This is a genomic window from Larkinella terrae, assembly GCF_009668025.1.
Classification (GTDB): Bacteria; Bacteroidota; Bacteroidia; order Cytophagales; family Spirosomataceae; genus Larkinella; species Larkinella terrae.
In genome coordinates this window covers 309,277-335,266 of the sequence record NZ_WJXZ01000014.1, presented here as the reverse complement: position 1 = coordinate 335,266, position 25,990 = coordinate 309,277, and the positions used below count along the sequence as shown (strand labels likewise).

Annotated in this window: 14 protein-coding genes; 3 read left to right on the top strand and 11 right to left on the bottom strand. The window is 52.1% G+C overall.

The features are described 5' to 3' along the window. Positions 1–35: 35 nt before the first annotated feature. Together GJJ30_RS23370 and GJJ30_RS23365 are read right to left on the bottom strand one after the other, a co-directional pair. On the bottom strand, positions 36–2,654 hold the full coding sequence (locus GJJ30_RS23370; RefSeq protein ID WP_229313362.1) for an ABC transporter permease: 2,619 nt from the start codon (positions 2,652–2,654) through the stop codon (positions 36–38). A 79-nt stretch (positions 2,655–2,733) separates the two neighbouring features. Beyond that, positions 2,734–3,072: a PadR family transcriptional regulator gene (locus GJJ30_RS23365; RefSeq protein WP_154177615.1), complete on the bottom strand. Its 339-nt coding sequence runs from the start codon at positions 3,070–3,072 to the stop codon at positions 2,734–2,736. A gap of 218 nt (positions 3,073–3,290) precedes the next feature. Here GJJ30_RS23365 and GJJ30_RS23360 point away from each other — a divergent pair, with 218 nt between their 5' ends. Further along, positions 3,291–4,526, top strand: a complete 1,236-nt coding sequence (locus tag GJJ30_RS23360) for a dienelactone hydrolase family protein (protein WP_154177614.1) — start codon at positions 3,291–3,293, stop codon at positions 4,524–4,526. 10 nt (positions 4,527–4,536) lie between these two features. Beyond that, on the top strand, positions 4,537–5,013 hold the full coding sequence (locus tag GJJ30_RS23355; RefSeq protein WP_154177613.1) for a hypothetical protein: 477 nt from the start codon (positions 4,537–4,539) through the stop codon (positions 5,011–5,013). Positions 5,014–5,397: 384 nt separating this feature from the next. On the opposite strand, the gene GJJ30_RS23350 is transcribed toward GJJ30_RS23355, so the two are convergent. From GJJ30_RS23350 to GJJ30_RS23335, 4 genes are all read right to left on the bottom strand, one after another. Then, complete coding sequence (locus GJJ30_RS23350; protein ID WP_154177612.1) at positions 5,398–6,513, bottom strand: mannonate dehydratase; 1,116 nt, start codon at positions 6,511–6,513, stop codon at positions 5,398–5,400. Positions 6,514–6,692: 179 nt separating this feature from the next. After that, complete coding sequence (locus tag GJJ30_RS23345; RefSeq protein WP_154177611.1) at positions 6,693–9,056, bottom strand: ABC transporter permease; 2,364 nt, start codon at positions 9,054–9,056, stop codon at positions 6,693–6,695. Positions 9,057–9,147: 91 nt separating this feature from the next. After that, complete coding sequence (locus GJJ30_RS23340) at positions 9,148–11,556, bottom strand: ABC transporter permease (RefSeq protein WP_154177610.1); 2,409 nt, start codon at positions 11,554–11,556, stop codon at positions 9,148–9,150. 83 nt (positions 11,557–11,639) lie between these two features. Beyond that, positions 11,640–14,021 (bottom strand): ABC transporter permease, encoded by a 2,382-nt coding sequence (locus tag GJJ30_RS23335; RefSeq protein WP_154177609.1) that lies wholly within the window; start codon positions 14,019–14,021, stop codon positions 11,640–11,642. Between the two features lie 48 nt (positions 14,022–14,069). Between GJJ30_RS23335 and GJJ30_RS23330 the strand changes: the two genes are divergently transcribed. Further along, positions 14,070–14,516: a hypothetical protein gene (locus GJJ30_RS23330; RefSeq protein ID WP_154177608.1), complete on the top strand. Its 447-nt coding sequence runs from the start codon at positions 14,070–14,072 to the stop codon at positions 14,514–14,516. A gap of 91 nt (positions 14,517–14,607) precedes the next feature. On the opposite strand, the gene GJJ30_RS23325 is transcribed toward GJJ30_RS23330, so the two are convergent. The 5 genes from GJJ30_RS23325 to GJJ30_RS23305 form a co-directional block, all read right to left on the bottom strand. Continuing rightward, positions 14,608–17,025 (bottom strand): ABC transporter permease, encoded by a 2,418-nt coding sequence (locus GJJ30_RS23325; RefSeq protein WP_154177607.1) that lies wholly within the window; start codon positions 17,023–17,025, stop codon positions 14,608–14,610. 94 nt (positions 17,026–17,119) lie between these two features. Next, complete coding sequence (locus GJJ30_RS23320) at positions 17,120–19,468, bottom strand: ABC transporter permease (RefSeq protein WP_154177606.1); 2,349 nt, start codon at positions 19,466–19,468, stop codon at positions 17,120–17,122. Positions 19,469–19,619: 151 nt separating this feature from the next. Continuing rightward, entirely contained in the window at positions 19,620–20,591 is a 972-nt protein-coding gene (locus GJJ30_RS23315; RefSeq protein ID WP_154177605.1) for an OmpA family protein, read from the bottom strand. Between the two features lie 159 nt (positions 20,592–20,750). After that, positions 20,751–23,129 (bottom strand): ABC transporter permease, encoded by a 2,379-nt coding sequence (locus GJJ30_RS23310; protein ID WP_154177604.1) that lies wholly within the window; start codon positions 23,127–23,129, stop codon positions 20,751–20,753. 168 nt (positions 23,130–23,297) lie between these two features. Further along, positions 23,298–25,736, bottom strand: a complete 2,439-nt coding sequence (locus GJJ30_RS23305; RefSeq protein WP_154177603.1) for an ABC transporter permease — start codon at positions 25,734–25,736, stop codon at positions 23,298–23,300. Between the last annotated feature and the right edge of the window lie 254 nt (positions 25,737–25,990).

The following is a 25,990-nucleotide window of genomic DNA, read 5'->3' as shown; positions in this document are numbered from 1 at the left end:
CCGATGGCCAACATGCATTGTTAATTGGTCATTGTTCATTCGGAACGAAGTGACTTCACCGGATTCACCAGCGCGGCTTTGATGCTTTGGAAGCTCACCGTCAGCAGGGCGATGCTGATGGCGAGGAAACCGGCGAGGGCAAAAACCCACCATCCGATGTCGATTTTATAGGCAAACCCGTCGAGCCAGCGGTTCATGGCGTACCACGACAAAGGCGAGGCAATCAGAATGGCGATGACAACGAGTTTCAGGAAATCCTGCGAAAGCAACGCAACCACGCTGGCGACCGACGCGCCCAGGGCTTTCCGAACGCCGATCTCTTTGGTCCGCTGTTCGGCGGTAAAAGCCGCCAGGCCGAACAATCCGAGGCACGAAATGAAAATGGCCAAAACCGCAAAGGCATTTGCTAACTGACTCACAATCTGCTCGCTTTTGTACAGCTTGGCGTATTCCTGATCGGAAAACTGGTAGGTGAACGGAAAATTCGGATTCAGTTCCTTGGCGGTTTTTTCCAGCCCGGCCAGCGCTTCCCGGGTCTTACCGGCTTCGGTCCGGACCAGAATGGTGCCGTACGGTTTGGTTTCATCCAGCCGGATCACCAGCGGCTGAATGGCTTCGTGCATCGAATTGAAATGGAAATCCTGCACAATCCCGATGATCGTTCCCTGCCGACCGCCCCACCACAGCGGTTTTCCAATCGGGTTCTGGTAGCCGATTTTCTTCAGGGCGGTTTCGTTCAGCAGAAAACCGGAATAACTGACCGAATCGGCGCCGAATTCTTTCGAGAAATCGCGTCCTTCCTTCAGTTTCAGGTTCATGGTTTTCACAAAATCAAACCCAACCAGTTCATCGGAAAACGACACCGCCACGTTGGGGTCCTTGCCCGACCAGCTGATGTCGCTGACGCCGTGATCATTGACGGTCGGCGAATTGCGCATCCGGGAAACCGACCGTACGCCCGGAATCCGGCCCGACTCTTCCTTAAAAAGATTGTATTTCTGGATCAGATCGCCCTCAATTGGAATGTAAACGAGGTTTTCGCGGTCATAGCCGAGGTTTTTGGTCTGGATGAACTGCATCTGGCGGTACATCACAATCATGCCCACGATGAGTATAATCGACAGCGAGAACTGAAAAACCACCAGGCTTTTCCGGAAAAACGTAGCCCCACCGCTGAATTTCAGGCTCCCTTTCAGCACCCGGATCGGATTGAGCGAGGAAAGGAAAAGGGCGGGGTAACTGCCCGCAACAAAACCGGTCAGCGCGACCAATCCCAGCAAACTGGCCCAGAAAACCGGTTGTTCAACCGGCAAAACCAGGTGTTTTTCAGTGAGCGTATTGAAAACCGGTAAGAGCAGCGCAACCAGCCCCACGGCCAGGATGATCGAGACGGAGGTCAGCAACAGGGCCTCGCCCAGAAACTGCCCCATCAGCGCCGTCCGAGCGGCACCAACCACCTTCCGAACGCCCACTTCCTTGGCCCGCTTCGTCGACCGCGCCGTGGCCAGATTCATGAAATTGATGCAGGCAATCAGCAGGATAAAAACCGCTACGAAGCTGAAAAGCCGGACGTATTCGATCCGCCCGCCGTCGATCTGGCCGTTTTTAAACGTCGAATGCAAATATTTTTCCGGGTACGGCTGCAAAGCCAGTTCAACCAGCGAACCCTGATCTTTTGGTTTATAGCGATAAATAAAGTCCTTGATTTTGGCTTCCACTTTGGCGGGATCAGCCGCCGGGCGCAGTTGCACCAGCGTATGCGGGCTGGTATTTGACCAGTTGGTAACCCACTGGTTTTCTTTCACATACGCCTGCCAACTGCGCAGAAAATCGAACTGCTGGGACGAATTGGCCGGAACATTTTCGAAAACCGCCGTGACGATCAAATCTTCCCGGTTTTCGTACCGAATGGCTTTGCCAACGGCTTTTTCCGGGCTCCCAAAAAACTGTTCCGCTATTTTCCGGGAAATGGCAATGCCGATGGGCGTGTTCAAGGCTGTTTCGGGCGTTCCCTGTACCAGCGGGTAGCTGAACATCCGGAAAAAATCGGCTCCGGCGTACGTGCCTTCCACTTTATTGATCTTTTCGCCCACCTCAAACGTCGAGTGATACAGGTGGTTTCCTTCGTAACTGCTGGCGAATTCAATCTCGGGAATGACGCGTTTCAGTTCGTCGGCCAGCAAACCCTGCGTTGTGTAACTGGCCTCCACCTTGCCGTCGTAGGACGAGCGTTCGTAAACCTGATAGAGCCGACTGCCGTTTGCGTGAAAACCGTCCACGCTCCGTTCGTCCTGCACCGACAACATAATCAGCAGGCTACAGGCCATGCCCAGCGCCAGACCGGCGATGTTCAGCCCCGAAAAAGCCTTGTTGCGAATCAGATTCCGACGGGCAATTTTGAAATAGTTACTGATCATGGTTGCGTTCATTTGATTCGTTGTTGAATGTTTTCGGCGTTTGATGGCGAATGGCCATCCAGCCCGGGGTTTCAGAAAACCTACAATGTCCCACCAATACCGCCACTTTGCCTTCTGCACCCCCACCCGCCGAACCTGATACCGAAACTCTTCGTGCAAATCCCCCTGAATCTCCTCCAGCCGGTGTGGAGCACAGAAAAGTTGCAAAAGGCGGTCGGCGTGTCGGGGCGGGTTCATATTTTTTGAATGAATAATTAATAATGTACAATGAACAGGCGCTGCCGGCGTCCAACATTCATTGTTAATTGTTCATTTCTCAAAGGCTCGTCGCGGGCCGGAACGGATTCAGTAATTTGGCCCAGAAACTTTCGCGTACTTCCTGAATTTCCTGCAACGTCCGGCGACCATAGGCCGTGGTCGTGAACAGCCGTTTCCGGCGACCACCCCGCTCGGCGGTGGGCTCGCCCATCTCCGATTTCAGCATGCCTTTGTCTTCCAGCCGTTCGAGAGCCGCGTGGACCTGATTCAGCCGCACCGACCGCCCGGTTTGTTCCGCGATCTCGTGCGTGACGGCAACCCCATACGCTCCTCCCTCCATGACGGCTACCGTCAGCAGTACGATTTCTTCAAACTCGCCTAAATAGCCTCGTTTCATCGCTATCAATTAGTTCTATTTTTGCTGATCAAATGCCTTGCCAACTTGGAAAAACCGGCTTTTAACAGCCATTTTAGCTGTTTTTCCGAAAAGGCACTGTACGGAATCGGACAGTTGCTGTCCGCTTGTGAACAGGATGATTTTCATGGGCTTTCCCGTAAAACCCGCCGGGATTTGTGTATTTTCGCCCATTCCTAAACCGTCCCCTGCTTTTCCTGATGAAACCTTTGCTTTTCGTTCTCCTGCTCGGTCTAACGGCGGGTTTTGCCCAAAAGAAAACCGTTCCCCGCATCGACGCCAGCGTCGTCAAAGTCGATTCGTTGCTGTGGGATCTGAACGCCCTGAGCAAAGCCCCGGCCGTCGAGTGGCTCAGCCAAACCGGAACCGTGCGTCCGCTGCTGTACAAAGGCGTCGATTACGAAGGAAAGCCAACGCAGGTTTTTGCGTATTATTCCAACCCCGACCTGATCCGCGGAAAACCGGCCAGCAAACGGACGTTTCCGGGCGTGGTGCTGATCCACGGCGGGGGCGGAAAAGCGTTCAGGGAATGGGTGGAAAAATGGGCCGCCGACGGCTATGCCGCCATTGCGATGGACCTGGCCGGGAAAGATGCCACCGGAAAACCGCTCGCTCAGGCCGGACCCAATCAGGGCGATGTCGATAAATTCTCGAAGCTGGAAAAAGCCGATCTCCGGGATATGTGGACCTATCAGGCGGTTTCAGCGGCTATTCTGGCGCACTCCCTCCTACTGAGTTTCCCCGAAGTCGATGCGACCAAAACTGCGGTAACCGGCATTAGCTGGGGTGGTTACCTGACCTGCCTCGTTGCCAGTCTCGACAACCGGTTTAAGGCGGCTGCGCCGGTGTATGGCTGCGCGTTTTACGACGAATCCGATATTTTCAAAGTTCCGATCGAGAAGCTTTCGGCGGGCAGCCACCGAAGATGGATGAAGTATTTTGATCCGTCGGTTTATCTGCCGTTTGCCAAACCGCAGTTTCTGTTCGTAAACGGCAACAAAGACCGGTTTTACAACGTCGTTCCTTACCACAAAACCTACAGCCTGATTGCTCCGAACCAACGGACAATATGCCTGATTCCGAACATGGCGCACGGTCACGAAGCGGGCTGGGTTCCGCACGAAATCCGGTATTTCTTTGAAAGCATCCTGAACGGGAACGTTCCGCTGGTGCAGGTCGGACCGATTACGGTTCAGGATTCCACGCTCCGTTTTTCGTATCAGTCACCGGTTTCGCTTCTGAACGCCGAATTTCATTATTCCGCTGACACCACCTCGCTAAACGAGCAGCGAAACTGGTCGAAACAGAAGGCAATGATCGATCCGATCACCCAAACCGCCACCAGTCCGATGCCGAAAGAAGGATTCAAATACGGTTTTTTCTACCTGAAAGACCACCGGAATGTGTCGGTCTCCAGTCCTTTTCTGATTAAATGAAGAATTAACAATGGATAAGGAAAGTCTTCCAGGCCGTCGGATTCAGGCGGTTTTACTCTTTTTCTGGGCGGGTTATTTCTCGATTGTCCTGTGCAGCAATACCGGCGATGCGCTCAAGGTGCTGGGCTGGCTGCCAGCCAACTGGATTTTTGTTTCGGGGAATTACGAGATGGTGCGTTCGGTGGTCGGCATTTACCACCCGCCGTCGTGGCTGGCAGGCATTTTCTTCGCGGGGGTTATCGGTTGGCAGGCGATTGGGGCGGTTTTGCTCTGGCGGGCTTTCGGGACCGTCGTTCAACAAACTCCGGGGCAGAAAGCCGCCGTGTACCGCGCGTTGACCGTAACCATTGCTCTCTGGGCGGCTTTTCTCCTGTCCGACGAGATCTTTCTGGCCTACGAAATCCCCAGTCTGGATGCCACGCATTTCAACCTCCTGGTTGCCGAAATCGGCACCTTTCTGATTTGCCGGAAAGATAGCGGGTGGTGAAACGGTTGCCGGGCCCGACCATTCATTTTACCTTTCGCACTGCTAATAAATTGGATTTTTCACCCTTCCGACAAACCCGGCAAGGTCGGTAATTTATTCTTTCCACTCAGGGTTTTCCGCTTTCCGGGCCAGCTAACACATTAATTTTTAATCATTTTTAATCTGATTTAATGTCTATTAAATAGTAGTTAATTATCTAAAAATCAATCATTTTAATATAAAACAATGTTATTTTTGTAGACTATATACCACCGTAGCTTTACTCTTTTAATCCTTTAGTTTATGCATAATAACAACTCTACCGTGAATGAGCGTACCTTGTGGTCTGTATTAATTGTAATGGCAATTATTGGAGTAGCCTGTATTATCGGAGCCGTTGCGTAATTACGTTTTTCGCTTGCTTACCGCTTCCATCAGCCCCCGCATATAACCCAGGGCATACAACGTTCCGATGGTGCTGTAACCGGGGTTCTGGTTGCTGTCGCCGAACATGGTCGGCACGTGATCGGGGCGGATGGGGCCTTTAAAACCGATGGTGTAATAGGCTTTCATGGCCTCGTACATGTCGATGATCCCCTCGTCATGAAAGGTTTCTTCGAAGGAAAATTTGCCGCCCCGGACGTTGCGAAAATGCACGAAGTGGATTTTTTTGCGTTTCCCGAAATAGTCGATGAGTGTTGGAATATCGTCGCCCATCAGCGCAAAATTTCCCTGGCACATCGTAATCCCGTTGCTCGGACTGGGATACAGATCCAGCAATTTCCTGAAGGAATCGACGGTGTTCATAATGCGCGAAATACCCCGAATGCTGTCCACCTGCGGATCGTCCGGGTGCATCGCCAGTTTCATCCCGACTTTCTCCGCTTCCGGCACCACGGCTTTCAGGAAATACGCCAGATTTTTCCAGAGGGTTTCCTTCGACACTTCGCCGTATTGCGTCAACGGTAAATTCTTGATCGCTTCGGCATCAAAAGCCGTCACCAGCGCCCCACCACGGCCCGGACGGTCGTTCTGCGTTCGGTACCAGCCAATAACCGGCATCCAGTTGTAGCAAATGGTATCGATCCCGACCTGCGTCAGGTTTTTCATCAGCGTGATAAAATTCGCGATTTCCTCATCCCGACCCGCCAGCCCCAGCTTGGTTTTTTCGCCCAAAGCCGGTGGCCCTTCAATGACGCGCAGGTTGAGCCCCACCTTATCCCAGGCCTCCTTGACCGCCAAAACCGCTTTGTATTCCCAGGGTTTGACGTCCTTCAGACCAACCATCGCGGGGCTAATGCCGCCCACGGCCCCGAGGACGTCCATCTGCTTCGTCAATCCGATTTTCTGCTCGTTCATCCCGCTGAAATACGCTTCGCATAACTGCATTCCGGCGTCCCGAACGAGCGACTGCGTGCGGTTTTGCGAAGACGTTGCAGCCTGTGCAACTGGAATTCCGCCCGCCGTCAGGGCAGCGAGCGAAGTGCTTTTTTTGAGGAAGGATCTGCGGGAGTTTTCCATACTGTCTTGATCGGACCGCCGACGCGGCCAGGATTCCGCAGATGAAAGGAGTAAAAGGAGATAAAAATACTGTAACGATGATTACGCTGATTCCAATGATTTGCCTGATAGAAACGGATTAGGCGATTTTCCGCGCCAGCCCATCAGATCAATCACTGAAATCAGCGTAATCATAGTCTTTATTCCGTCTTCAAACTCTTCACCGGATTCATCAGGGCGGCTTTAATGCTCTGGAAACTGATGGTGAAGAGCGCAATGGCGAGCGAAGCGACAACGGCGGCCGCAAACATCCACCACTCGATGTCGATGCGGTTTTTGTATTTTTCCAGCCAGCTGCTCATCGCCCACCAGGCCACCGGAAGGGCCACCAGCGACGACAGTAATACCAGCAGCAAAAAGTCCTTCGAAAGCATAAGCACGATGTTGGTGATGCTGGCTCCCAACACTTTGCGGATGCCAATCTCCTTCGTACGCTGTTCGGCGGTAAAGGCCGCCAGGCCAAACAGCCCCAGGCAGGAGATAAAAATGGCCAGAAACGCGAAGTAATTCGCCAGTTTGCTCACGATGTTCTCGCTCTTGTAATTATTGCCAAACTCCTGATCCGTGAATTTGTACTCGAACGGATACCGGGGATTGAACTTATGGAACGTTCGTTCCAGATTCGCCATTGCTTCCCGGGTTCGGCCCTTTTCGGCGCGAACCAGCACCACGCCGTCAAATTCCTTCCGCTGCATGTGCAGAATGAGCGGTTCGATGGCCACGTGCAGTGAATTAATGTGGTAATTTTTCACGACCCCGACAATAATGCCCTTTCGTCCCCAAAACGTCAATTCCTGCCCGATCGGGTTTTTGTAGCCGATTTTCCGCGCCGATTCTTCGTTGATGATGTAATTCGTAGTATCCGTACTAAAATCCGGCGAAAAATCCCGCCCTTCTTTCAGCTTGATATCCATCGCCTTGAGGTAGCCGTAATGCACGGCGGTCTGGTTGAACAGAATCCGCTGGGTCGTGTCTTTGCCCCGCCAGCCGACGCCTATGGTCGAGCTGCCCACCTCCAGCGGGTCCGACCACGAGGCCGATACCTCCTTGATGCCCGGCTGCGTCAGCAATTCCCGGCGAAACGTCTGATAGTTCTTTTTCAAATCGCCTTCCAGCGGCATATACAGCAGGTTCTCTTTGTCGAAACCCAGGTTTTTGGTCTGGATGTATTGAATCTGCCGGTAAATGATGATCATTCCCACAATCAGAATGATGGAGAGCGAAAACTGAAAAACCACCAGCCCTTTGCGGAAAAACGTCGCACTTGGTTTGAATTTCAGAACGCCTTTCAGCACCACAACCGGTTTCAGCGACGACAGGAACAGGGCCGGATAACTCCCCGAAACCAAGCCGGTTACCAGCGTCAGCCCCAGCAAAACCAGCCAGAAAAATGGATCATCGAATCGGAATGCCAGGTGTTTTTCCGTGAGTTCGTTAAAAACCGGCAGCGTCATCACCACCACCAAAACCGCCACCAACAGGGCCAGCAACGAAATCAGCATCGATTCGCCCACAAACTGCCCCATCAGCGAGGAGCGTTCCGCCCCCACTACTTTCCGGACACCCACTTCCTTGGCCCGTTTTACCGACCGCGCCGTGGCCAGGTTCATGAAATTGATGCAGGCAATGATCAGAATAAAAACCGCAACGATGATAAACAACTGAACGTATTCGATCCGGCCGCCGTTGAGCTTTCCGTTTTTGAAATTGGAATGCAGGTACGCATCGCTGCTTTTTTGCAGAAACAGCTCAATGTTGTTGGTTTGCTTGTTGGTTTTTTGCTTGATATAATCCTTTATTTTGGCCGATACCTTCTCCGAATCGGCATTTTTGCTCAGCAACACGAACGTCCGCGGCCCGTTGTTGCCCCACTCTTTCACCCAGTTATTGTATTTGACAAACCGCTCCCACGACATCAGGTAGTCAAACTTCAGGGAGCTGTTTTCCGGGATTTCGCCCATGACGCCTGTCACCATCATGTCGTCGGTATTGTCGACGCGAATCACCTTTCCGAGCGCGTCCTGGTGGGGAAAGTATTTCCGGGCCAGTTTTTCGGAAATCACAATGGCGTCCGGCCGGGCCAGCGCGGTTCGGGCGTCGCCCTGCTTGAGCGGAAACGAAAAGATGCTCAGGAAATCTCCGCTGGCAAACCGCCCCTTTTCTTTCCCAAACGTATTGCCCACGGTCAGCAGGATATTCTGCTCCCAGGTCATCATGGCGGCTTTTTCCACTTCCTGAAAGTCCTTTTTCAGGTTTTCGGCCAGAATTCCGGGCGTCGAAGATGTCGAACCGACGTCCTGCCCGGCCCAGGCCTGATTTTCCATGACCCGGTAAATCCGGCTGTCGTTCGCGTGAAACCGGTCCATCGCAAGTTCGTCCTGCACCCACAGCAAAATGATCAGGCTGCAGGCCATGCCGAGGGCCAGCCCCAGGATGTTGATCAGCGAAAATGTTTTGTTGCGTTTGAGATTACGCCAGGCAATTTTGAGGTAGTTCGTTAGCATAGCTGTACGATTTCTGAACTGGGATTACACAGATTCAAAGGATTATTCTGAACTGGGATTCCGCAGATTAAAACGGGCCAGAATGGTTTTTTTATTCTGTTTTCAAACTCTTCACCGGATTCATTAAAGCCGCTTTGATCGACTGGAACGAAACCGTTAGCAGGGCGATGAGAATAGCCAGCGCGCCCGCCAGCACAAACACCCACCAATCGATGGAAATCCGGTAAGCGAAGTCCTGCAACCATTTATTGATCGCATACCAGGCAATCGGAGCCGCAATCAGGATGGCGATTAACACCAGTTTCAAGAAGTCTTTCGAGAGCAGCGCGATGATGCCCGTCACGGAAGCGCCCATGACTTTCCGAATCCCGATTTCCTTGATGCGCCGTTCGGCCGAAAACGAGGCCAGTCCAAACAGCCCCAGACAGGAAATGATAATGGCCAGAGACGCCAGAATGCCGACAATTTCGCTCACCTGTTCATCGGCGCGGTACAGTTCGGCAAAGTGTTCATCCAGAAAAGTGTAGTCAAACGGCTGATCGGGTGCCAGTTTTGCCCAGACGGATTTTACGAATGCGATGGCGGCCGGGTTGTTTTTGCCGCTGATCCGAATCGAGATTTCGTCAAAGCCCCAGTCCTTCTGATCGAAAATGCAAAGTGTCTCGATTTTATGGTGAAGCGAGTTAAAATTAAAATCTTTCGCCACACCAACAATCCGACCTAACGAATCCATGCCGCCGAAGCCGAAATTGCGCCCGATCAGCGATTGCATCGTGGCTTTGGGCTGCTCTTTCAGCAGTTCTTTAGCCAGGGTTTCGTTGATGATGTAGGCTTTCGCGTTGTCGGTTTTGCTGTCTTTTAAAAAGTTTCGACCGGCAATAATCGGAATTTTATACAGCGTCAGGTAGTCGGGATCGACGATGACCTGTGAGGTTGCCATTTCGCGAACCGGCCCGTCGCCGTGAAACTTAACACCGGTCTGGTGCAGGTTATTCCCCAGCCGTTGTTGCGAAGCCGTTACGGCAGTGATCAGCGAATTGGACAACAGTTCCTGCTTGATTGCATCGTATTTTGGATTGGTCGTTGAATTCAGCGGCAAAACCATTACCTGCTCGCGGGTAAAACCAGGGTCGCGGTCCTGCATAAAGCGCAATTGTTTCACCACAAAGGCGGTGGCAATGATCAGGAAAACCGCTCCGGTAAATTGCCCAATCACCAGCATATTCCGGAATCGCCCTTTGTTTCGACCGGTTTCCAGCGTTCCTTTCAACACTTTGGTGGGCTGGTACGCGGAAAGAAAAAAGGCCGGATAAATACCGGAAACCAGGCCGATTAAAACCGCAAAGCCACCGAATAAAAGGAGCAGCAACGGATTTCCGAATAACGCCAGATCCAGTTCCCGCTGGCTCAATTCAACCACGTACGGAAGGAATAATTTAACCAGCAAAAGCGCAAAAATTAAGGCGATGAACGACAACAGAATGGATTCGCCGATAAACTGAGCCGCCAGTTGCGGTCGTTCGGCCCCGGTGGCTTTTCGAATACCCACCTCTTTCGCCCGACCCGACGATTTGGCGGTGGACAAATTCATGAAATTGACGCAGGCAATCAGCAATACAATGAGCGCAATGACCGAAAAGATATACGTATAGCTTTGATCGAATTTCTGATAATTGATGTAATCGTGCGTGATCGCCGTCGAATTATCGTGTACGTCACGCAGCGGCTGCAGGAACAACTCGTAGAATTTCCAGCCCTCGCCGTTCATATGGCTTTTGAGAAAGGCCGGGAATTTTTTCTCCAGGGCCGCAATGTTCGTATTGTCCGCTAATTCCAGGTACGTAACCAGCCAGTTTCCGCCCCAGTTATTCATGGCGTCGGCTTTAACAAATGTGTTGAACGAGACCAACCCGTCGAACTGCAAATGGGAATTTTTGGGCGCATTTTCGATGATACCGGTTACTTTAAAACTGATCGTATCCGAATCATACCGAACCAGCGTTTTTCCCATCGGATTTTCTTTACCGAAGAAATTAGCAGCGGTTTCTTCCGTCAGTACAATGCTGTTCGGCGTTTTTAAAATTGCTTGTTTATCGCCCTTGATCAACTTATAATCAAACAGTTGCAGAAAAGAAGAATCCGCCCACAGGATTTGGGGCACAACGATCTTTTTTTGCTGATACGTCAGCGCCACTTTTTTGCTGGGTCGAACGCGAACGAAATTGCGAATCTCCGGATATTCCTTCACCAATGTTGGCCCCATCGGGAACATGGACAACGCCACGTTTTGCGGTGCCACCATACCCGGAAATTTCTGGACCTCGTCGAGTCGGTAGATGTTTTTCTGGTGAATACCGTCGAAGCTGCGCTCGTAATTCACGAACAGCATGATCATGATACAAGCGGCCATTCCAATGGCCAGACCAACGATATTAATGGCTGAAAAAACCTTGTTTTTCCACAAATTCCGCCAGGCGATTTTGAGATAGTTCTGTAGCATGTTTTTTTAAATGAATAATTAACAATGAATAATGAACAGAGTAATAGTCCAGTATTTATCGTTCATTATTCATTGTTAATTGTTCATTCCGAACGAAGTGAGGTAATCGGATTCGTCAAAGCTGCCTTTATTGATTGGACTGAAACCGTCAGTAAGGCAATGGCTCCGGCCAGGCTCCCGGCCAGCGCAAATACCCACCAGTCAATGTCAATCCGGTACGTGTATTCCTCCAAAAACCGGCTCATGGCGTACCAGCCAATGGGCGTCGCAATGGCAAAAGCGACCCCAACCAGTTTCAGGAAATCTTTCGACAACAGGGATACAATACTGACAATCGTCGCCCCCAGCACCTTCCGAACGCCAATTTCCTTCGTCCGCTGCGTGACGACGAACGACACCAGGCCGAACAGGCCCAGGCAACCGATCAAAATGCCCACGATGGCAAAGAGTGTCAAGAAGTTAGTCATTTTTTGTTCGTCGTCGTAGAAAGCCTTCAAATCCTGATCCAGAAAGCTGGCTTCAAAATAGTAGTTGGGAAAAATCGCTTTCCAGTACTGTTCAATGTGTTGCAGGGCCTTCGGTTGCTGCCTCGGATCGATTCGGATGCTGGCCAGCTGGAAATTCCAGTCGGCATAGAGGAAGACGTGCGGTACAATGGTCGACCGCAGGCTTTGCGAATGGTAATCTTTCACGACGCCCATGACGGTAAACGGCTGGTTACCTTCCAGATTGAGCCGTTCGCCAATGGCTTTTTCCGGATTCCTGAAGCCCAGATCGCGGGCGGCTTTTTCGTTGATAATCGCGACAGTATTCGTGTCCGCCCGCGTCCACGACCGACCGGCAATCAGCGGAATTTTGAAAAAATGGAAGTAGTTTGTGTCCACATATTGCATGCGGAAAGTCTGCTCGCCATTGGGCAGGTTGTGGTGATGAATCGTTCGCCACCACCAGTTGTGGGCACTTGAGGGCGTGGTCAGGGCAAAAGCCACATCTTTCACTTCCGGGTGATCGAGCAATTGCCGCCGAAACCGTTCCCGCAAAACCGCATTGCCCCGATCCGGCATTTTGACCGTAACAATGGCTTTTCTGTCGAAGCCCAGGTCGGTCTCGTAGAAATACCGGATTTGCCGGGTGCCAATCAACGTACAGATGACCAGCACCTGGGCGATAACAAACTGGGTAACGACCAGCGATGATCGCAGCGAAAAACCGTTGGACCGGGCTAAGGAAAACCGCCCCCGCAAGACCTTCACCGGTTGAAAACCCGAAAGCACCAACGCCGGATATAATCCCGCCAGAAAAGTTACCAGAAATCCCAGCATCAACAGAAACGCAACCGCACCGCCGTCCCAAACCTGTGACTGCGCCACCTGGGTGTTCAGCAACTGGTCGGCATTCTGAATCAACTGCGTAGCCAGCAAAGCACCCAGACCGATGGCGGCAAAAACCAGAAAAGCCGTTTCCCCGAAAAACCGGTACATCAACTGTTTCCGACTGCTGCCCAGCACTTTACGAACCGCAATTTCGCGGCTCCGCTGAACAGCCTGCACCGTGGCCAGATTGATAAAATTGATGCAGGCAATCACGATCAGAAATAAACCAATGGCCATTAAGGTGTTCAGCATCCACTGCGGAATGACGTAATTGAACGGATCAGGATCGGTTTCCGTGTTGCGATGCACTTCCGTGATCGGCAGCAGCTCATACGCAACTATCGCAGACTCGTTCTGGTGTTGCAGGGCCAGCTTTTTCAACGCGGCCTCGATGGCGGAGGGCGAAACGCCCGGTTTCAGCACGACGTAGCCGTGGTGCATCGAATCGCCACCGCCCCAGTATTCCTCGTTGCTGTATTCGTTTTGGATGCGTTTCAGCGTCTCGCGGGACGTCAAAAGCTGCAACTGAAACTCCGAGTTGACCGGCGCTTTGCGAATAATGCCCGACACGACCAGATCAAACTGGTTATTATACCGGATGGTTTTGCCAATGGGGTCCGCATTCTTGAAAAACCGCCGGGCCGTGGGCTCGTCCAGTACGACCTGAAACGGCCGACTCAGTGATTGCTGCGCCGAACCCTGTACCCACTCCACGTCGATCATTTCCAGAAACTGCGGTGGTACGAAAAAAACGTGTTTGAGGTTGAAAACCGTTTGCCCCACCCGCAGCCCGTCCGAACCGTAACCGTAGGCATTGGCCGCGTTCTCGACCCCCGGCACCCGTTCGTTGAGCGCCTTGATCACGCCCTGCGGAATCGAGGTCCCCATCTCGCCGAACTTATCCTTCGCAATGAGCCGGTAAAGCCGGTCGGCTTTCGCGTGATATCGGTCGAAGCTGTATTCAAACCGCACAATCCAGAACAACACAATGGCCACGCCCAGCCCCAACGTCAGACCGATGAGGTTGATCAGTGCATAATTCCGGTTGCGAATCAGGCTGCGCCAGGTAGTTTTGAGGTAATTGCGAAGCATACGGTTTTTGGGTATGTTTGTTTAATCAAATCATTCTAAAGCCCGACCATGTACACCAATAAATTCCCATTAACTTCAATGGTACATGAGGATGAAATGGGTGTCAACGCACCATTTATTCATCAGCGAACCATTGCACAACTTACGGCAGGTCTTTATCCGCTCTATAAAACAGGAAAGATACCGTTCGAGCCACTGCCTGAAATGATGCTCACTGAGGGATACGCGACTCCGGTTCCTGATGTGTTGCTTTACGAGTATGAAAAGGAACAAACCCGCATCATTATCGAGATATGTCAAACCAGTGGACAGAAACGCGACCTCACTAAAATTATCAAACTAATCGATGAGGATCTCTACGGCATCCTCGAAGGCTTTGTTTACAATTACAAAACCGCTGAGTGGTTTCGTTACCGCAAAGGCGATGGCGGTTTGATCGAAAACTCTTCCTTCTCCGAAATCCTTCAACTCGATTTGAATTCATTTTTGAATTGATTGATAGGAACACTGATTGAACGGATGTAACGGATTAAAACTGATTTTATCTCTTCTAATCCGTTGCATCCGTTCAATCAGTGTTCCTATCTCACTCCGTTCTTAAACTCTTCACCGGATTCATCAAAGCGGCTTTGATGCTTTGGAAACTGACTGTCACTAAGGCAATGGCACCCGCCATCACGCCCGCTAAGGCAAACATCCACCACTGAATATCAACCTTATACGCAAAATCCTGCAGCCACTTGTCGGTAAAATACCAGGCAATGGGCGCAGCAAGCAACAAGGCCACAAAAACCAGCTTCAGAAACTGGAGCGAAAACAAGCCGAAGATGTGCGAGGTCGATGCGCCCAGGGCCTTCCGGATACCGATTTCCTTCGTCCGCGATTCGGCCATGAAAGCCACCACGCCGTATAAACCCAGGCAACCGATAAAAATAGCGATACCGGCCAGCAGGCGAAACAGCGCATACTGCCGTTCTTCGGCCGCGTAGAAATTGGCAATGGTTTTGTCGAGGTAATCGTATTTGAACAGGAATTCCGGGAATGTTTCCGACCAGGCCGCCCCCACTTTCGCCATCGTCTCGCTCACCTGCGCCGAATTGCCCGTCACCTGAATGCCCAGATTTCCGTAAGCATCCCGGTGCGTTGTGATGATGCACGGTTCGGTATCCTGATGCAGCGAATTGGTGTTAAAGTTTTTGACAATACCCACCACCGGAATTCGCCGATCGTTTACTTCAATTAGTTTACCCAGAATTTGATCCGGTTTTTTCAGGCCCAGTTTCGTCAGGAATTTCTCATTGACAACGGCTTCCCGCATGGTATCAGCTGGTAAATTGACCCTTCCGGCAATCAGTTTCAGGCCGAATGTCCGAACGTAGGATGTATCCGCTGGCCGCATGACAACGCTGTAATCCTCGTATTTTTCGCGGTTTTCGTAGCGAAAACCGGTCCACCAGTTGCCCCGGGCCGAGGGCGACGAAATCCCGAAGCTCATCGACCCAATGCCGGGCAAACCCGTTAGTTTGGCCCTTAGCGATTCCAGCTGACCCGGATTTTTCTCCGGAATCGGCACCATCACAATGGCCTCTTTGCGGAAACCGAGATCGGCATTCCGGAAATAATCCATCTGGTTGTAGACGATCACCGTACCAATGATCAGCGTCTGCGAAATCGTAAACTGAAGCACGATCAGACTCCGGCGCAGCGCCAGTTGGCCACTCCCCGATCCTTTCATTTTGCCTTTCAACGCCAGAACCGGCTGATAACCCGACAACACCAGCGCCGGATAGAAACCCGCCAGAACTGTTGTAAAAACCGCCAGCAATACTAAAAACCCGAGCACCATCGGGTCAGAAAACAGGGTCTGCTGTAATTTGATATTCAGCAGTTCGGCAACGGACGACAGCGAGAAGTTGGCAATCAGCAGGGCCAGTAAAACCGCCACGCCGGTTAGAAAACCGGTTTCGCCCAGAAACTGCCGCACCAGTTGCAAGCGCGAACTTCCCAGCACTTTCCGCACGCCCACTTCTTTCGACCGCCGGATGGCCTGCGCCGTTGCCAGATTGACGAAGTTAACGCAGGCCGTGATCAGCAAAAACAGACCAATCAGGGCCATTGCCCAGATCATCTCCTTGCCAATCGTCCGTTCGCTGTAGTTACTCAATTCGGTGCTGTAGTGAATTTCTGTCAGCGGGTCCAGTTCGTAAAGCTGGTTTTTGGCATCTTCTCCTTTGACATATTTATGGAGAAAAGGAACCAGTTTGCGTTCCATAGCCTCCGCCGAGGTATTTTCGGGCAACATCAGGTAAAGCTGCGCCCCGCTGTAGGAGGAGCCCCAATCGTCCCAATTGGTGTTGGCACCGTATTGTTTCAACGAGGCAAAAGACACCAGCATCTGAAACGGAATGCTGCTGGTCGCCGGCGGATTTTTTACGACGCCTGCCACCAGCACATCCAGTTTGTTATTGATCTTCAACTTCTTGCCCATTGGATCGGCTTCGCCGAAATACTTGTGCGCCAGTTCCTCCGACAGCACTACCGCGCCGGGACGATTCAGGGCAGTAGCTGGACTGCCGCTGATCCACTGGTAATCGAACAGACGGAAATATTCCGGTTCGGCAAAAGCAGCGACTCCGTTTGCTTCCTGAAACCGGCGCATCGTTCCCTTCGCCCGAACGTCTTCGGCGGCAATCAGCGGGCTTCGAACGTCGTGGATAAACGTTACCTGGTGCTTTAATTCCGGGAAATCATTGCGCATGGCCGCCAGCACCGGCAGCGGTATTCCCACGTTAAAACCGTCCTGCGGTTTGGTGAAGTGCCGCACCAGTCGGTAGGTCCGGTCGGCGTTGGCGTGGTGTCGATCAAAACTCAGTTCGTAGCGAATCACCACGAACAACAGCAGACAGCAAGCCAGACTGAGTGTCAGTCCAATAACGTTGATAACGGAATAATTCCAGTTGCGCCGAAAGGCGCGGAAGGCGGTGAGAAGATAGTTTTTTAGCATTGTTGTTGTAAGAATGAACAATTAATAATGAACAATGAACAGGCTAACCTGCTGACAGTCAAGGATTAATTGCCCGATATTAATTATTCATTGTTCATTCCGAACGAAGTGAGGTCACCGGATTCGTTAATGCGGCTTTGACCGACTGATAACTGACCGTTAAAAAGGCAATCAAACAGGCGAGCACGCCCGCCGTGACGAAGAGCCACCAGGATAACTGGACGCTGTACTGGAATGTCTCGAGCCATTTCGAAACCGCCCACCACGCCAATGGAGACGCCAGCGCCATTGCCACCACCACCAGTTTCAGGAAGTCTTTCGAGGTCAACGCAACCAGACTACCCACCGACGCGCCCAGCACTTTCCGGACGCCAATTTCTTTTTTGCGCTGCTCCGCCGTGAAGGCCGCCAGCGCAAAAAGGCCCAGGCACGAAATCAGAATCGCCAGCGTCCCGAAGTAGTTGATCAGCGTATTGACCTGTTGCTCACTGCGGTACATCCGCTCGTAGGCATCGTCGAGAAAATGGTATTCAAAGGGATAATCGGGGTTGAAATCCTTCGTTGCCCGTTCCAGTTCGGCGATGGCTTCGGCGGTTTTGCCTTTTTCGGGACGCACCAGCAGGTAGCTCGTGTTCACCGGTATCAACGTCAGCACCAGGGGCGTAATCGGGCTGTGCAGCGATTGCAGGTGGAAATCTTTCATGACGCCAATGATCGGTCCTTTGCCCATCCAGAAACCGACCTGTTTGCCCACCGGATTCTTCATGCCCATCATTTTAGCGGCCGCTTCGTTGATGATGTACGAGGCCGAATCGGCTTTACGGTCGCTCGAAAAATCGCGTCCGTCGACCAGCCTGATGTTCATGGTTTTCAGGAAATCGTAACCCACCGACATAGTCGATACGTTGGAGCCCTGATCGGGCTTTTTACCCGGCCAGGTCAAATCCCCGGAGGTGGCTTCGATGTTCATGGGCAGGCTCATACTCGCCGAAGCCGACGCAATGGAGGGCGTCCGGATCAGTTCCTGCCGGAAGACTTCCATCCGTTTGTACGTTTCGTTTTCGAGCGGTACGTACAGGACGTTTTCGCGATCGAGCCCGAGGTTAATGGTACGGATATAGTCCATCTGGTATTCCACGGCCAGCATGCCGATGATCAGGAAAATGGACAGCGTAAACTGAAAAATGACCAGTGCCCGGCGAAACAAAGCCGCCCCGACGCCAAATTTCAGGGTCCCTTTCAGAATCCGGATCGGCTGGAGCGAAGAGAGAAACAGAGCCGGGTAACTACCCGATACAAAACCGGTGATCAGCACCAACGCCAGCATGCCCGCCCACAGCACCGGATTTGCGAGGTTCAGGGTAAGTTGTTTGGCAAAAACCGCATTGAATGTGGGCAAAACCAGCAGCACGAACGCCAATGAAAGCAAAACCGCCAGCAAACTCGTCAGTACCGACTCGCTGATGAACTGCCCGATCAGTGACGACCGCAGCGCCCCAACCACCTTCCGCACGCCCACTTCCTTCGCCCGCCCGGCCGAACGGGCCGTCGCCAGGTTCATGAAGTTTACGCAGGCAATCAAGAGAATAAATACGGACACCAACGCAAAAATCCGGACGTATTCGATGCGCCCGCCCACCGCTTTTCCGTCTTCGTATTCAGCGTATAGATACACTTCCTTCATGGGCTGGAGAACCAGCGTCGGGGCTTCTTTCCAGTCCGTATTTCGCCGGAAAATCGGTTTCATGTTGGCTTCGGCCCTGGCCTGTGTCGCCTTTCCGTCCAGCCGCACGTAGGTCAGAAACGAAAAATTTCCCCAGGTTTTTTTCCAGTCCTGCTCCTGCACATCGTAATTGATGAGCCAGTCGAACCGCAGGCTCGAATTACGAGGAATGTCTTCCAGAACCGCTCCTACGGTGTAATACGTCGTGTTGTCGAAATGCAGCCGCTTGCCCACGGCATTGGTCGTTCCGAAGAATTTTTCGGCTATTTTGCGGGTAACGATAATCTGATCCGGTTTGGCGTGCGCCATCAGCGGGCTGCCCGCAATGGCCGGAAAATCGAACACCAGAAAGAAGTCTTTCGTTGCGAAAAAGCCTTTTTCTTTCGTCGATTTTTCACCCACCTTGATGAGCTTTTCCTCCGGAAACTGCACTTTGGTTGCGTACTGAATTTCCGGCACATCGCGTTTCAGGACGCCAGCCACCGGACCCGGCGTCAGCGTACCGGTATACGTTTTACCTTCACTGACACTGTTCGTCCGCACATAGTAGATATCATCGAGATGCGGTAAAAACCGGTCATAGCTCAGTTCGTCGTTTACCCACAGCCCGACCAGCAGGCTGCACGACATGCCCAGCGCCAGGCCGAAAATATTGATAAACGAATAAAGCCGGTTTTTGAGGAGGCTCCGCCAGGCAATCTTGATGTAATTTTGTAGCATGGGTTAAGAAGAAAAGTCGATCGTTTCCTTTCTCTCCCAAACGGTATACCAGAAAAAACAACTTACTAGCTGTCAATATCTTACACTCTTATTGATCAAATAAAATGTCCGTAAACGGACGATTTTCCGGCCATTTGCGGACAGAGGGCGTTCATCTCACCACAAACTCGACCCGGCGGTTTTTCGACCGGCCTGTTTCCGTAGCGTTGTCGGCGATGGGCCGGGTTCCGCCGTAGCCTTTGGCTTCAATTCGTTGACTATCAATTCCGTTGCGGATTAGGTACGTCGAAATGACACTGGCCCGGTTTTCGGACAACGCCAGATTCAGCCGCGGATCACCTACGTTGTCGGTATGCCCGCTGATTTCAATTCGCAGCGCGGGATTTCGACTCAAAGCCTGAACCAGTTTATCCAGTTCCGTGTACGATTCCGGCAGGAGACGGTATTCACTTTGCACGAAAAAAACCTGATTGAGTACCAGTTTATCACCGGTTTTCAGGCGCTCAAAACAGTCCGGCGTTTTCGGAACGGTGGCAACTGCCGTGGCCTTTGGCTTTTTGGGCAAAACCGGCAGCGGTTTTTTACCACCCGTGGAAGCCACGGTTTTAGGCGGTGCCGTTCGGAACAAAAAGTCGCGGGTCAGGTTCGTCAGGCCGGTCTGGTTGGGCGGTATCCAGTACAGGCTAATACTTCCGCCGTGCTGGGCGTTGAAGAAATCGACCCGCAGGTCATAATACCGTCCCGCAACCAGCCGGATTTCACCCCGGAACGTCTTGTTATCATTCAGTTCCCAGACTTCAATGACTTTTTTGCCGTTCACCCAAAGCCGGATGCCATCGTCGACGGTCGCCATAAATTTATAACTACCGGTTTTCGGCGCGTACAATTTCCCGGTCCAGCGGATCGAATAATACGAATGCCCGATGCCGGGGCCCGGCGTAGTTCCGTATTCCCAGTCAAAATTGACTTCCGGGTCGATTCGGGTAAATACGTTGCGTTCGTAATTAGTCCCAACAAAATACTCCCCTTTCAGTCCGTTGGCAACCCCCACCTTCGACTGCCCGGCTGCGTTTTGCCAGACGGCCAGCCCCAGTACACACCAAATCAAACCCCGCGCATCCATAGCTTTTGCAGTTGAGTTCCGGATCATTAAAGATACGAATTTTAGGGCATGGGGCAGAGGGGTTGGGGCAAAGGGTTTAAAGGACATGGAGAGAAGGGAAATCGGCTGAACTGGAAACGACCCCTGGCCCAAACCCCTCTGCCCCATGCCCTATTCTTTTCACTCCGAACGCAGGCTTTTCACCGGGTTCATGAGTGCGGCTTTGATACTTTGAAAACTCACCGTTAGTAACGCAATCAGAATAGCCAAACCGCCCGACAAGGCAAACACCCAGAGAGGCAGGCTGATGCGGTAGTCAAACTGATTGAGCCAGTTGTTCAGGACGTAAGCGGCAACGGGCGACGCCAGCAGACAGGCGATGAGCACCAGCCCCACAAACTCGCGGGAAAGCAACCCCCACAAACTCACCACACTGGCCCCCAGCACTTTGCGAATTCCGACTTCTTTCGTACGCTGTTCGGCGAGGGAAGCCGCCAGACCGAAAAGGCCCAGACAGGCAATGAAAATCGCCAGAACCGCAAAAACGCCCGCCAGTTTTCCGACCAGTTCTTCCTGCCGGAACTTCCGGTTATAATCATCATTGACGAACTGATAATCAAACGGATAAGCCGGGTTGAGTTTCTGAAAAACCGGTTCGATGCGCGCCAGCGCTTCCGCCGTGTTGAGGTGTTTTGCCAGCCGAAAAATCAGGTAACTTTCAAAAGGCTGGCTGGGCAGCAACATCAGCGGATGGACGGGCGTATACGGCGATTCGATGATCGAGTTTTCGACCACCCCGATCACGTGCAGTTTCCGGCCCGGATTCCAGACCATCGTCATTTCCTGGTTCAGCGGTTCTTTCAGCCGCATCGCCCGAACGGCGGCTTCGTTCAGAATGACCGCCGACGAATCGGAATTATTGGGGTAAAAATTGCGGCCGCTTTTCAGCTTGATGCCCATCGTTTGCAGGTAATTCGGCGATGCGCCGATCAGGTTGAGCCGCATGATTTCGTCGGGCGCTTTTCCGGACCAGTCCACCCTCGTGTCGCCCGTAATCGTCGTTGCCGGACTGGAGGCTTTGGTTACATTTTCGACCGCACCCGACCGAAGCAGTTCATTGCGAACGGCGTCGTAATTCCGGTTCAGATCGTTCGTCAGCGCCACCGTCAATAACCGGTCAGGGTTGTAACCCATCGGGCGGTTTTTCGCATATTGAATTTGCTGGTAAACCAGTATCGCACTGATGATGAAGGCAATACAACCTGTAAACTGGGCCACGACCAATACTTTACGCGGCCAGTTGGCATTCCTGCCCGCCCGATTGCTGCCTTTCAAAACTCGCACGGCGTTGAATGACGACAGATAAAAAGCCGGGTAACTGCCCGCCAACGCGCCGGTAATGATCGTAAAACCCAACGCCAGCAGCCAGAAACCGGTTTGCAGCCACGGAAACCGCAGTTGTTTTTGGGTAAATTCGTTGAACACCGGCAGGAAAACCAGTACCAGCGCCAAGGCCAGCACGAGTGCCAGACCCGCAATCAGCATCGACTCGCTCAGGAATTGCGCGATGAGTTGCGATCGAAACGAGCCCACCGCCTTCCGGACGCCCACTTCCTTCGCCCGTTTTTCGGACCGCGCCGTGGCCAGGTTCATGAAATTGATGCAGGCAATCAGCAAAACCGCTAAGCCGACCATCGCAAAAAGCCGCACGTAGCGAATAAAACCGCCGGTATTTTTGCCGTTTTCAAACTCGCCGTATAAATGCCAGCGTTCGACCGGATGCAGAAAAGCTTCAAAAATCGACTCCGGATTGTGCCGTTTGAGAATGCCTTTCAGCCTGGAATCGACGGCGGCCCGGTCGGCATTCGGGTGCAGCTCGACCAGGTATTCGATGATGTTATTGTTCCAGTTCGTCCGGCTGCTCTGCATCCAGGGTGTATTGGCTTCCAGATGGCTGAACGGCACGATAAAATCGAAATCCCAGGCGGTGTTACCCGGTAACTTTTTCAGTACAGCGGTCACGTTCAGGTCAAAGGCGTCGTTCAGCCGAACGGTTTTTCCCAGCGGATCGGTTTTTCCAAACAAAGCCTCGGCGGTTTGCTCGGTCAGAATGATGGAATTCAGGTCCTTCAGCGCCGTCGTCGGGTTGCCGTACAGCATCGGCAGATCGAACATCCCGAAAAATTCACTCCCCACATTCTGCCCTTTGCGCATCAGTTTTTTGTCACCGGCTTTCAGACCGGCTTCGGCCCGCATATTGGTATTGAGGGATTCGGTTATGCGCCTGATTTCCGGGATTTCGTTGCGGAGCGCATCGCCCAGCGGCAGGGGGCCGTTAGGCTGGGTCGTGGTTTCGCCGTTGGCCGTCCGGTTGAGCATCACCCGGTACAGGTTGGCTTCGTTTTTATAAAACCGGTCGAAGGTCAGTTCGTCCCAGACCCAGAAGCCAATCAGCATGGCCACCGCCATTCCGACGGCCAACCCGAGAATGTTGATAAAGCTGAAGCCCCGGTTTTTCCGCAGGCTTCGCCAGGCAATTTTCAGGTAATTTTGCAGCATGGTCGTCCATCATGATCCGGGTGCCAAGGTACGGACAAGCCGGAAGATGGGGACGTTAAAAAAAGTTAAGTTTGATTGAAATGAACAATTAACAATGAATAATGAAGAGGTGAATCCGAATGGCACCCTTTGATTATTCATTGTTAATTGTTCATTTTTAATTGCTTTCTATTCCGAGCGCAGCGAGGAAACCGGATTCGTCAGGGCGGCTTTAATGCTTTGGAAGGAAATGGTCGCCAGCGCAATCAGGACGGCCAGACCGCCCGCCAGGCCGAACAGCCACCATTCCAGATCGATTTTGTATTCGAAGTTCTGCAACCAGTAGCGGGTTGCGTACCAGGCAATGGGCGAAGCAATCACAAACGCCAGCAGAACGAGCTTCATGAAATCTTTCGAAAGCAGCGACACGATGCTGCCCACCGACGCGCCCAGCACCTTCCGGACGCCGATTTCTTTTGTCCGCTGCTCGGTCAGGAAAGTCGCCAGTCCGAACAAGCCCAGGCACGCAATGAAAATCGCCAGCAGCGAAGCCGTAATAAAAATTCGGCCGTATTGCTGCTCCGTCTGGTACTGCCTGTTGTAATTCTCATCCACGAAAAAGAACTCGAACGGATTGCCCGGGTAACTCGCTTTGTAAAGCCGCTCCAGATCCGCTATTTTGGTTTGAATACGGTCGGTAGAAAGCTGGATCGTCAGCCAGTTGCCGTGATTCTGGGGCATGAAAATGATCGGATCAATCGCTTTCTGAAGCGACTGGTGGTGGTAATCGTTCACGACGCCGACAATTTCAAACGGTTTTCCCCAGTTGATGATTTTGCCCACTGCATCGGCCGCCGGCTTGAAACCCAACCACTTCGCTCCCTTTTCGTTGACCAGCAGTTTGCCGCTTTTTACGTAACCCGCTTCGCATTCCGTAGTCGTAAAATTTCGGCCTGCCGCCAGGGCAATTCCGTAGGTCGGTAAAAATTTCGCGTCGATGAAACCCATCGAATACGTTTTCTTATCGTCGCCCAAAGCCGGATTCTGGCGGGTAATACCGTTGGTCGAAAAATTGTAGTAATTCCCCGGCACGGTGCCCGAACTGCAAAAGCTTTTGATGTACGGCAACTGGTCCAGTTCGTGTTCCAGAGCCGCCGTCCGGGCTTTAAACGTCGAATCTTTCCCCACTTCCGGCCCGTGAATCACCACGCGCTGATCCAGCTTGACGCCCAGATTCTGGTTCTGCATAAACCGCAACTGGCGGTACAACACGAACGTGCAAATGATGAGCACTACCGACACGCTAAATTGAAAAACCACCAGCGTTTTCCGCAGCGAACCGCCCTTTGCACTCGTCCCAAAAGCCCCTTTCAACGTCTGAAGCGGCCGGAACGACGTCAGGGCAAAGGCCGTATACCCACCTGATGCCAGTGCGCCGAAAAGCAGCAGCCCTAAACCGGCCAGCCAGAACGCATTGGACGTCAGCAGATTCAGCGACAACTCTTTTTTAATCAGTTCGTTGAATACCGGCTGCAGCGTCATTACCAGCATCAGCGCCAGCCCGAAACCGAGCAGGTTCAGCAAAAAAGATTCGCCCAGAAACTGCCCGATCAACTGCCGGTGCCCCGCGCCGATTACTTTCCGGACGCCCACTTCCTTCGCCCGTTTCAAGGCTCCGGCGGTCGAAAGATTGATGTAATTGAACCAGGCAATGACCAGAATCAAAACCGCAATACCGCCCAGTAAATAGACAAACCCCAGGTTGCCGGTGGTTGGGTACGGATCGCTCAGCGACGCCCCCAGGTGAATATTTTTGGCGGGTTGCAGCACCATCCGGTTGGCGTCTTCAGGCCGGATTTTCTTTTTCAGTTGATCGAATTTATCCTCCAGTTTCCGGTAATCCGCGTCTTCGGGCAACTGCAAATAGGTGATCAGATAGGCGCCGTCGAAGCTGTCGAGCCGCGCCCAGTCGTTGCCGTTGAGGTTGGCCGGATTCGCAAATGTTTGCAGCGAAAACACCATTCCAAACTTCAAATCCGAGTTTTGCGGCATATCGGCATAAACCGCCGTAACGGTGTAAAGCGCTTCGCCAAACTGGTTGTTGAAGGTCAACACCTGACCTAGGGCCTTCGCATTGCCAAAATATTTCCGGGCGTACGACTCCGAAACGGCCACTGTATTGGGACGGGTCAGTGCCGTGGCCGCATCGCCCTGCAGAATCGGGAAACTGAAAAGGCTGAAAAAACTGGCGTCGGCGTACGCAATTTCCGTCTCCCGAAACGACCGGGGCGACTGGCGGTTTTGCCCGGTGGCGGAGGTTACGATGCCGGAAATGGAACTATCGACCACCCGGCAGAAATCGGTCACCTCGGGAAATTTTTCCTTCATCAGCGTCGCCACCGCCGGAGGCATGTCCGTCCAAACGTCGCCGGTTTTGTTCTGCCACAACATTCGGTACAGCGTCGGCAGGTTTTTATGAAAACCGTTGACACTGTTTTCAAAACTGATGTATTCCAGAATCAGTACAAAAGCAGCTATACCGAGCGCCAGCCCGGCAATGTTTACGCCCGAAAAAACCTTATTCTTCAACAGGTTGCGGAGCGCAATTTTGAGGTAGTTTTTGTACATGGTCGTTTAGGTCTATTGGCAATTATATAAATTATCCCAAATGGTATACCAAAAAGATTAACTCATTGATTACAAATTATTTAATTAAAGGTTATTTATTGATTTGTCCGCAAATGGACGGTTTCATCTTTCACTTTCGGACAGTTTATAAATTTTGACAGAAACACGGCTGGGTCGCCGTTCCTATCAAAACTCTCCGTTTTAATCCCTATTTTTAAGTTTTTCTTCATCACAAATCCATGAGATCAGCGGTT

What these genes read in the sequence shown, in the direction of transcription:
- GJJ30_RS23345 (WP_154177611.1), bottom strand. Translation starts at nt 9,056, where the DNA reads ATGCTAACGAACTACCTCAAAATTGCCTGGCGTAATCTCAAACGCAAC.
- GJJ30_RS23305 (WP_154177603.1), bottom strand. Translation starts at nt 25,736, where the DNA reads ATGTACAAAAACTACCTCAAAATTGCGCTCCGCAACCTGTTGAAGAAT.
- GJJ30_RS23360 (WP_154177614.1), top strand. Translation starts at nt 3,291, where the DNA reads ATGAAACCTTTGCTTTTCGTTCTCCTGCTCGGTCTAACGGCGGGTTTT.
- GJJ30_RS23370 (WP_229313362.1), bottom strand. Translation starts at nt 2,654, where the DNA reads ATGAACCCGCCCCGACACGCCGACCGCCTTTTGCAACTTTTCTGTGCT.
- GJJ30_RS23340 (WP_154177610.1), bottom strand. Translation starts at nt 11,556, where the DNA reads ATGCTACAGAACTATCTCAAAATCGCCTGGCGGAATTTGTGGAAAAAC.
- GJJ30_RS23335 (WP_154177609.1), bottom strand. Translation starts at nt 14,021, where the DNA reads ATGCTTCGCAATTACCTCAAAACTACCTGGCGCAGCCTGATTCGCAAC.
- GJJ30_RS23355 (WP_154177613.1), top strand. Translation starts at nt 4,537, where the DNA reads ATGGATAAGGAAAGTCTTCCAGGCCGTCGGATTCAGGCGGTTTTACTC.
- GJJ30_RS23350 (WP_154177612.1), bottom strand. Translation starts at nt 6,513, where the DNA reads ATGGAAAACTCCCGCAGATCCTTCCTCAAAAAAAGCACTTCGCTCGCT.
- GJJ30_RS23325 (WP_154177607.1), bottom strand. Translation starts at nt 17,025, where the DNA reads ATGCTAAAAAACTATCTTCTCACCGCCTTCCGCGCCTTTCGGCGCAAC.
- GJJ30_RS23330 (WP_154177608.1), top strand. Translation starts at nt 14,070, where the DNA reads ATGTACACCAATAAATTCCCATTAACTTCAATGGTACATGAGGATGAA.
- GJJ30_RS23310 (WP_154177604.1), bottom strand. Translation starts at nt 23,129, where the DNA reads ATGCTGCAAAATTACCTGAAAATTGCCTGGCGAAGCCTGCGGAAAAAC.
- GJJ30_RS23365 (WP_154177615.1), bottom strand. Translation starts at nt 3,072, where the DNA reads ATGAAACGAGGCTATTTAGGCGAGTTTGAAGAAATCGTACTGCTGACG.
- GJJ30_RS23320 (WP_154177606.1), bottom strand. Translation starts at nt 19,468, where the DNA reads ATGCTACAAAATTACATCAAGATTGCCTGGCGGAGCCTCCTCAAAAAC.
- GJJ30_RS23315 (WP_154177605.1), bottom strand. Translation starts at nt 20,591, where the DNA reads ATGGATGCGCGGGGTTTGATTTGGTGTGTACTGGGGCTGGCCGTCTGG.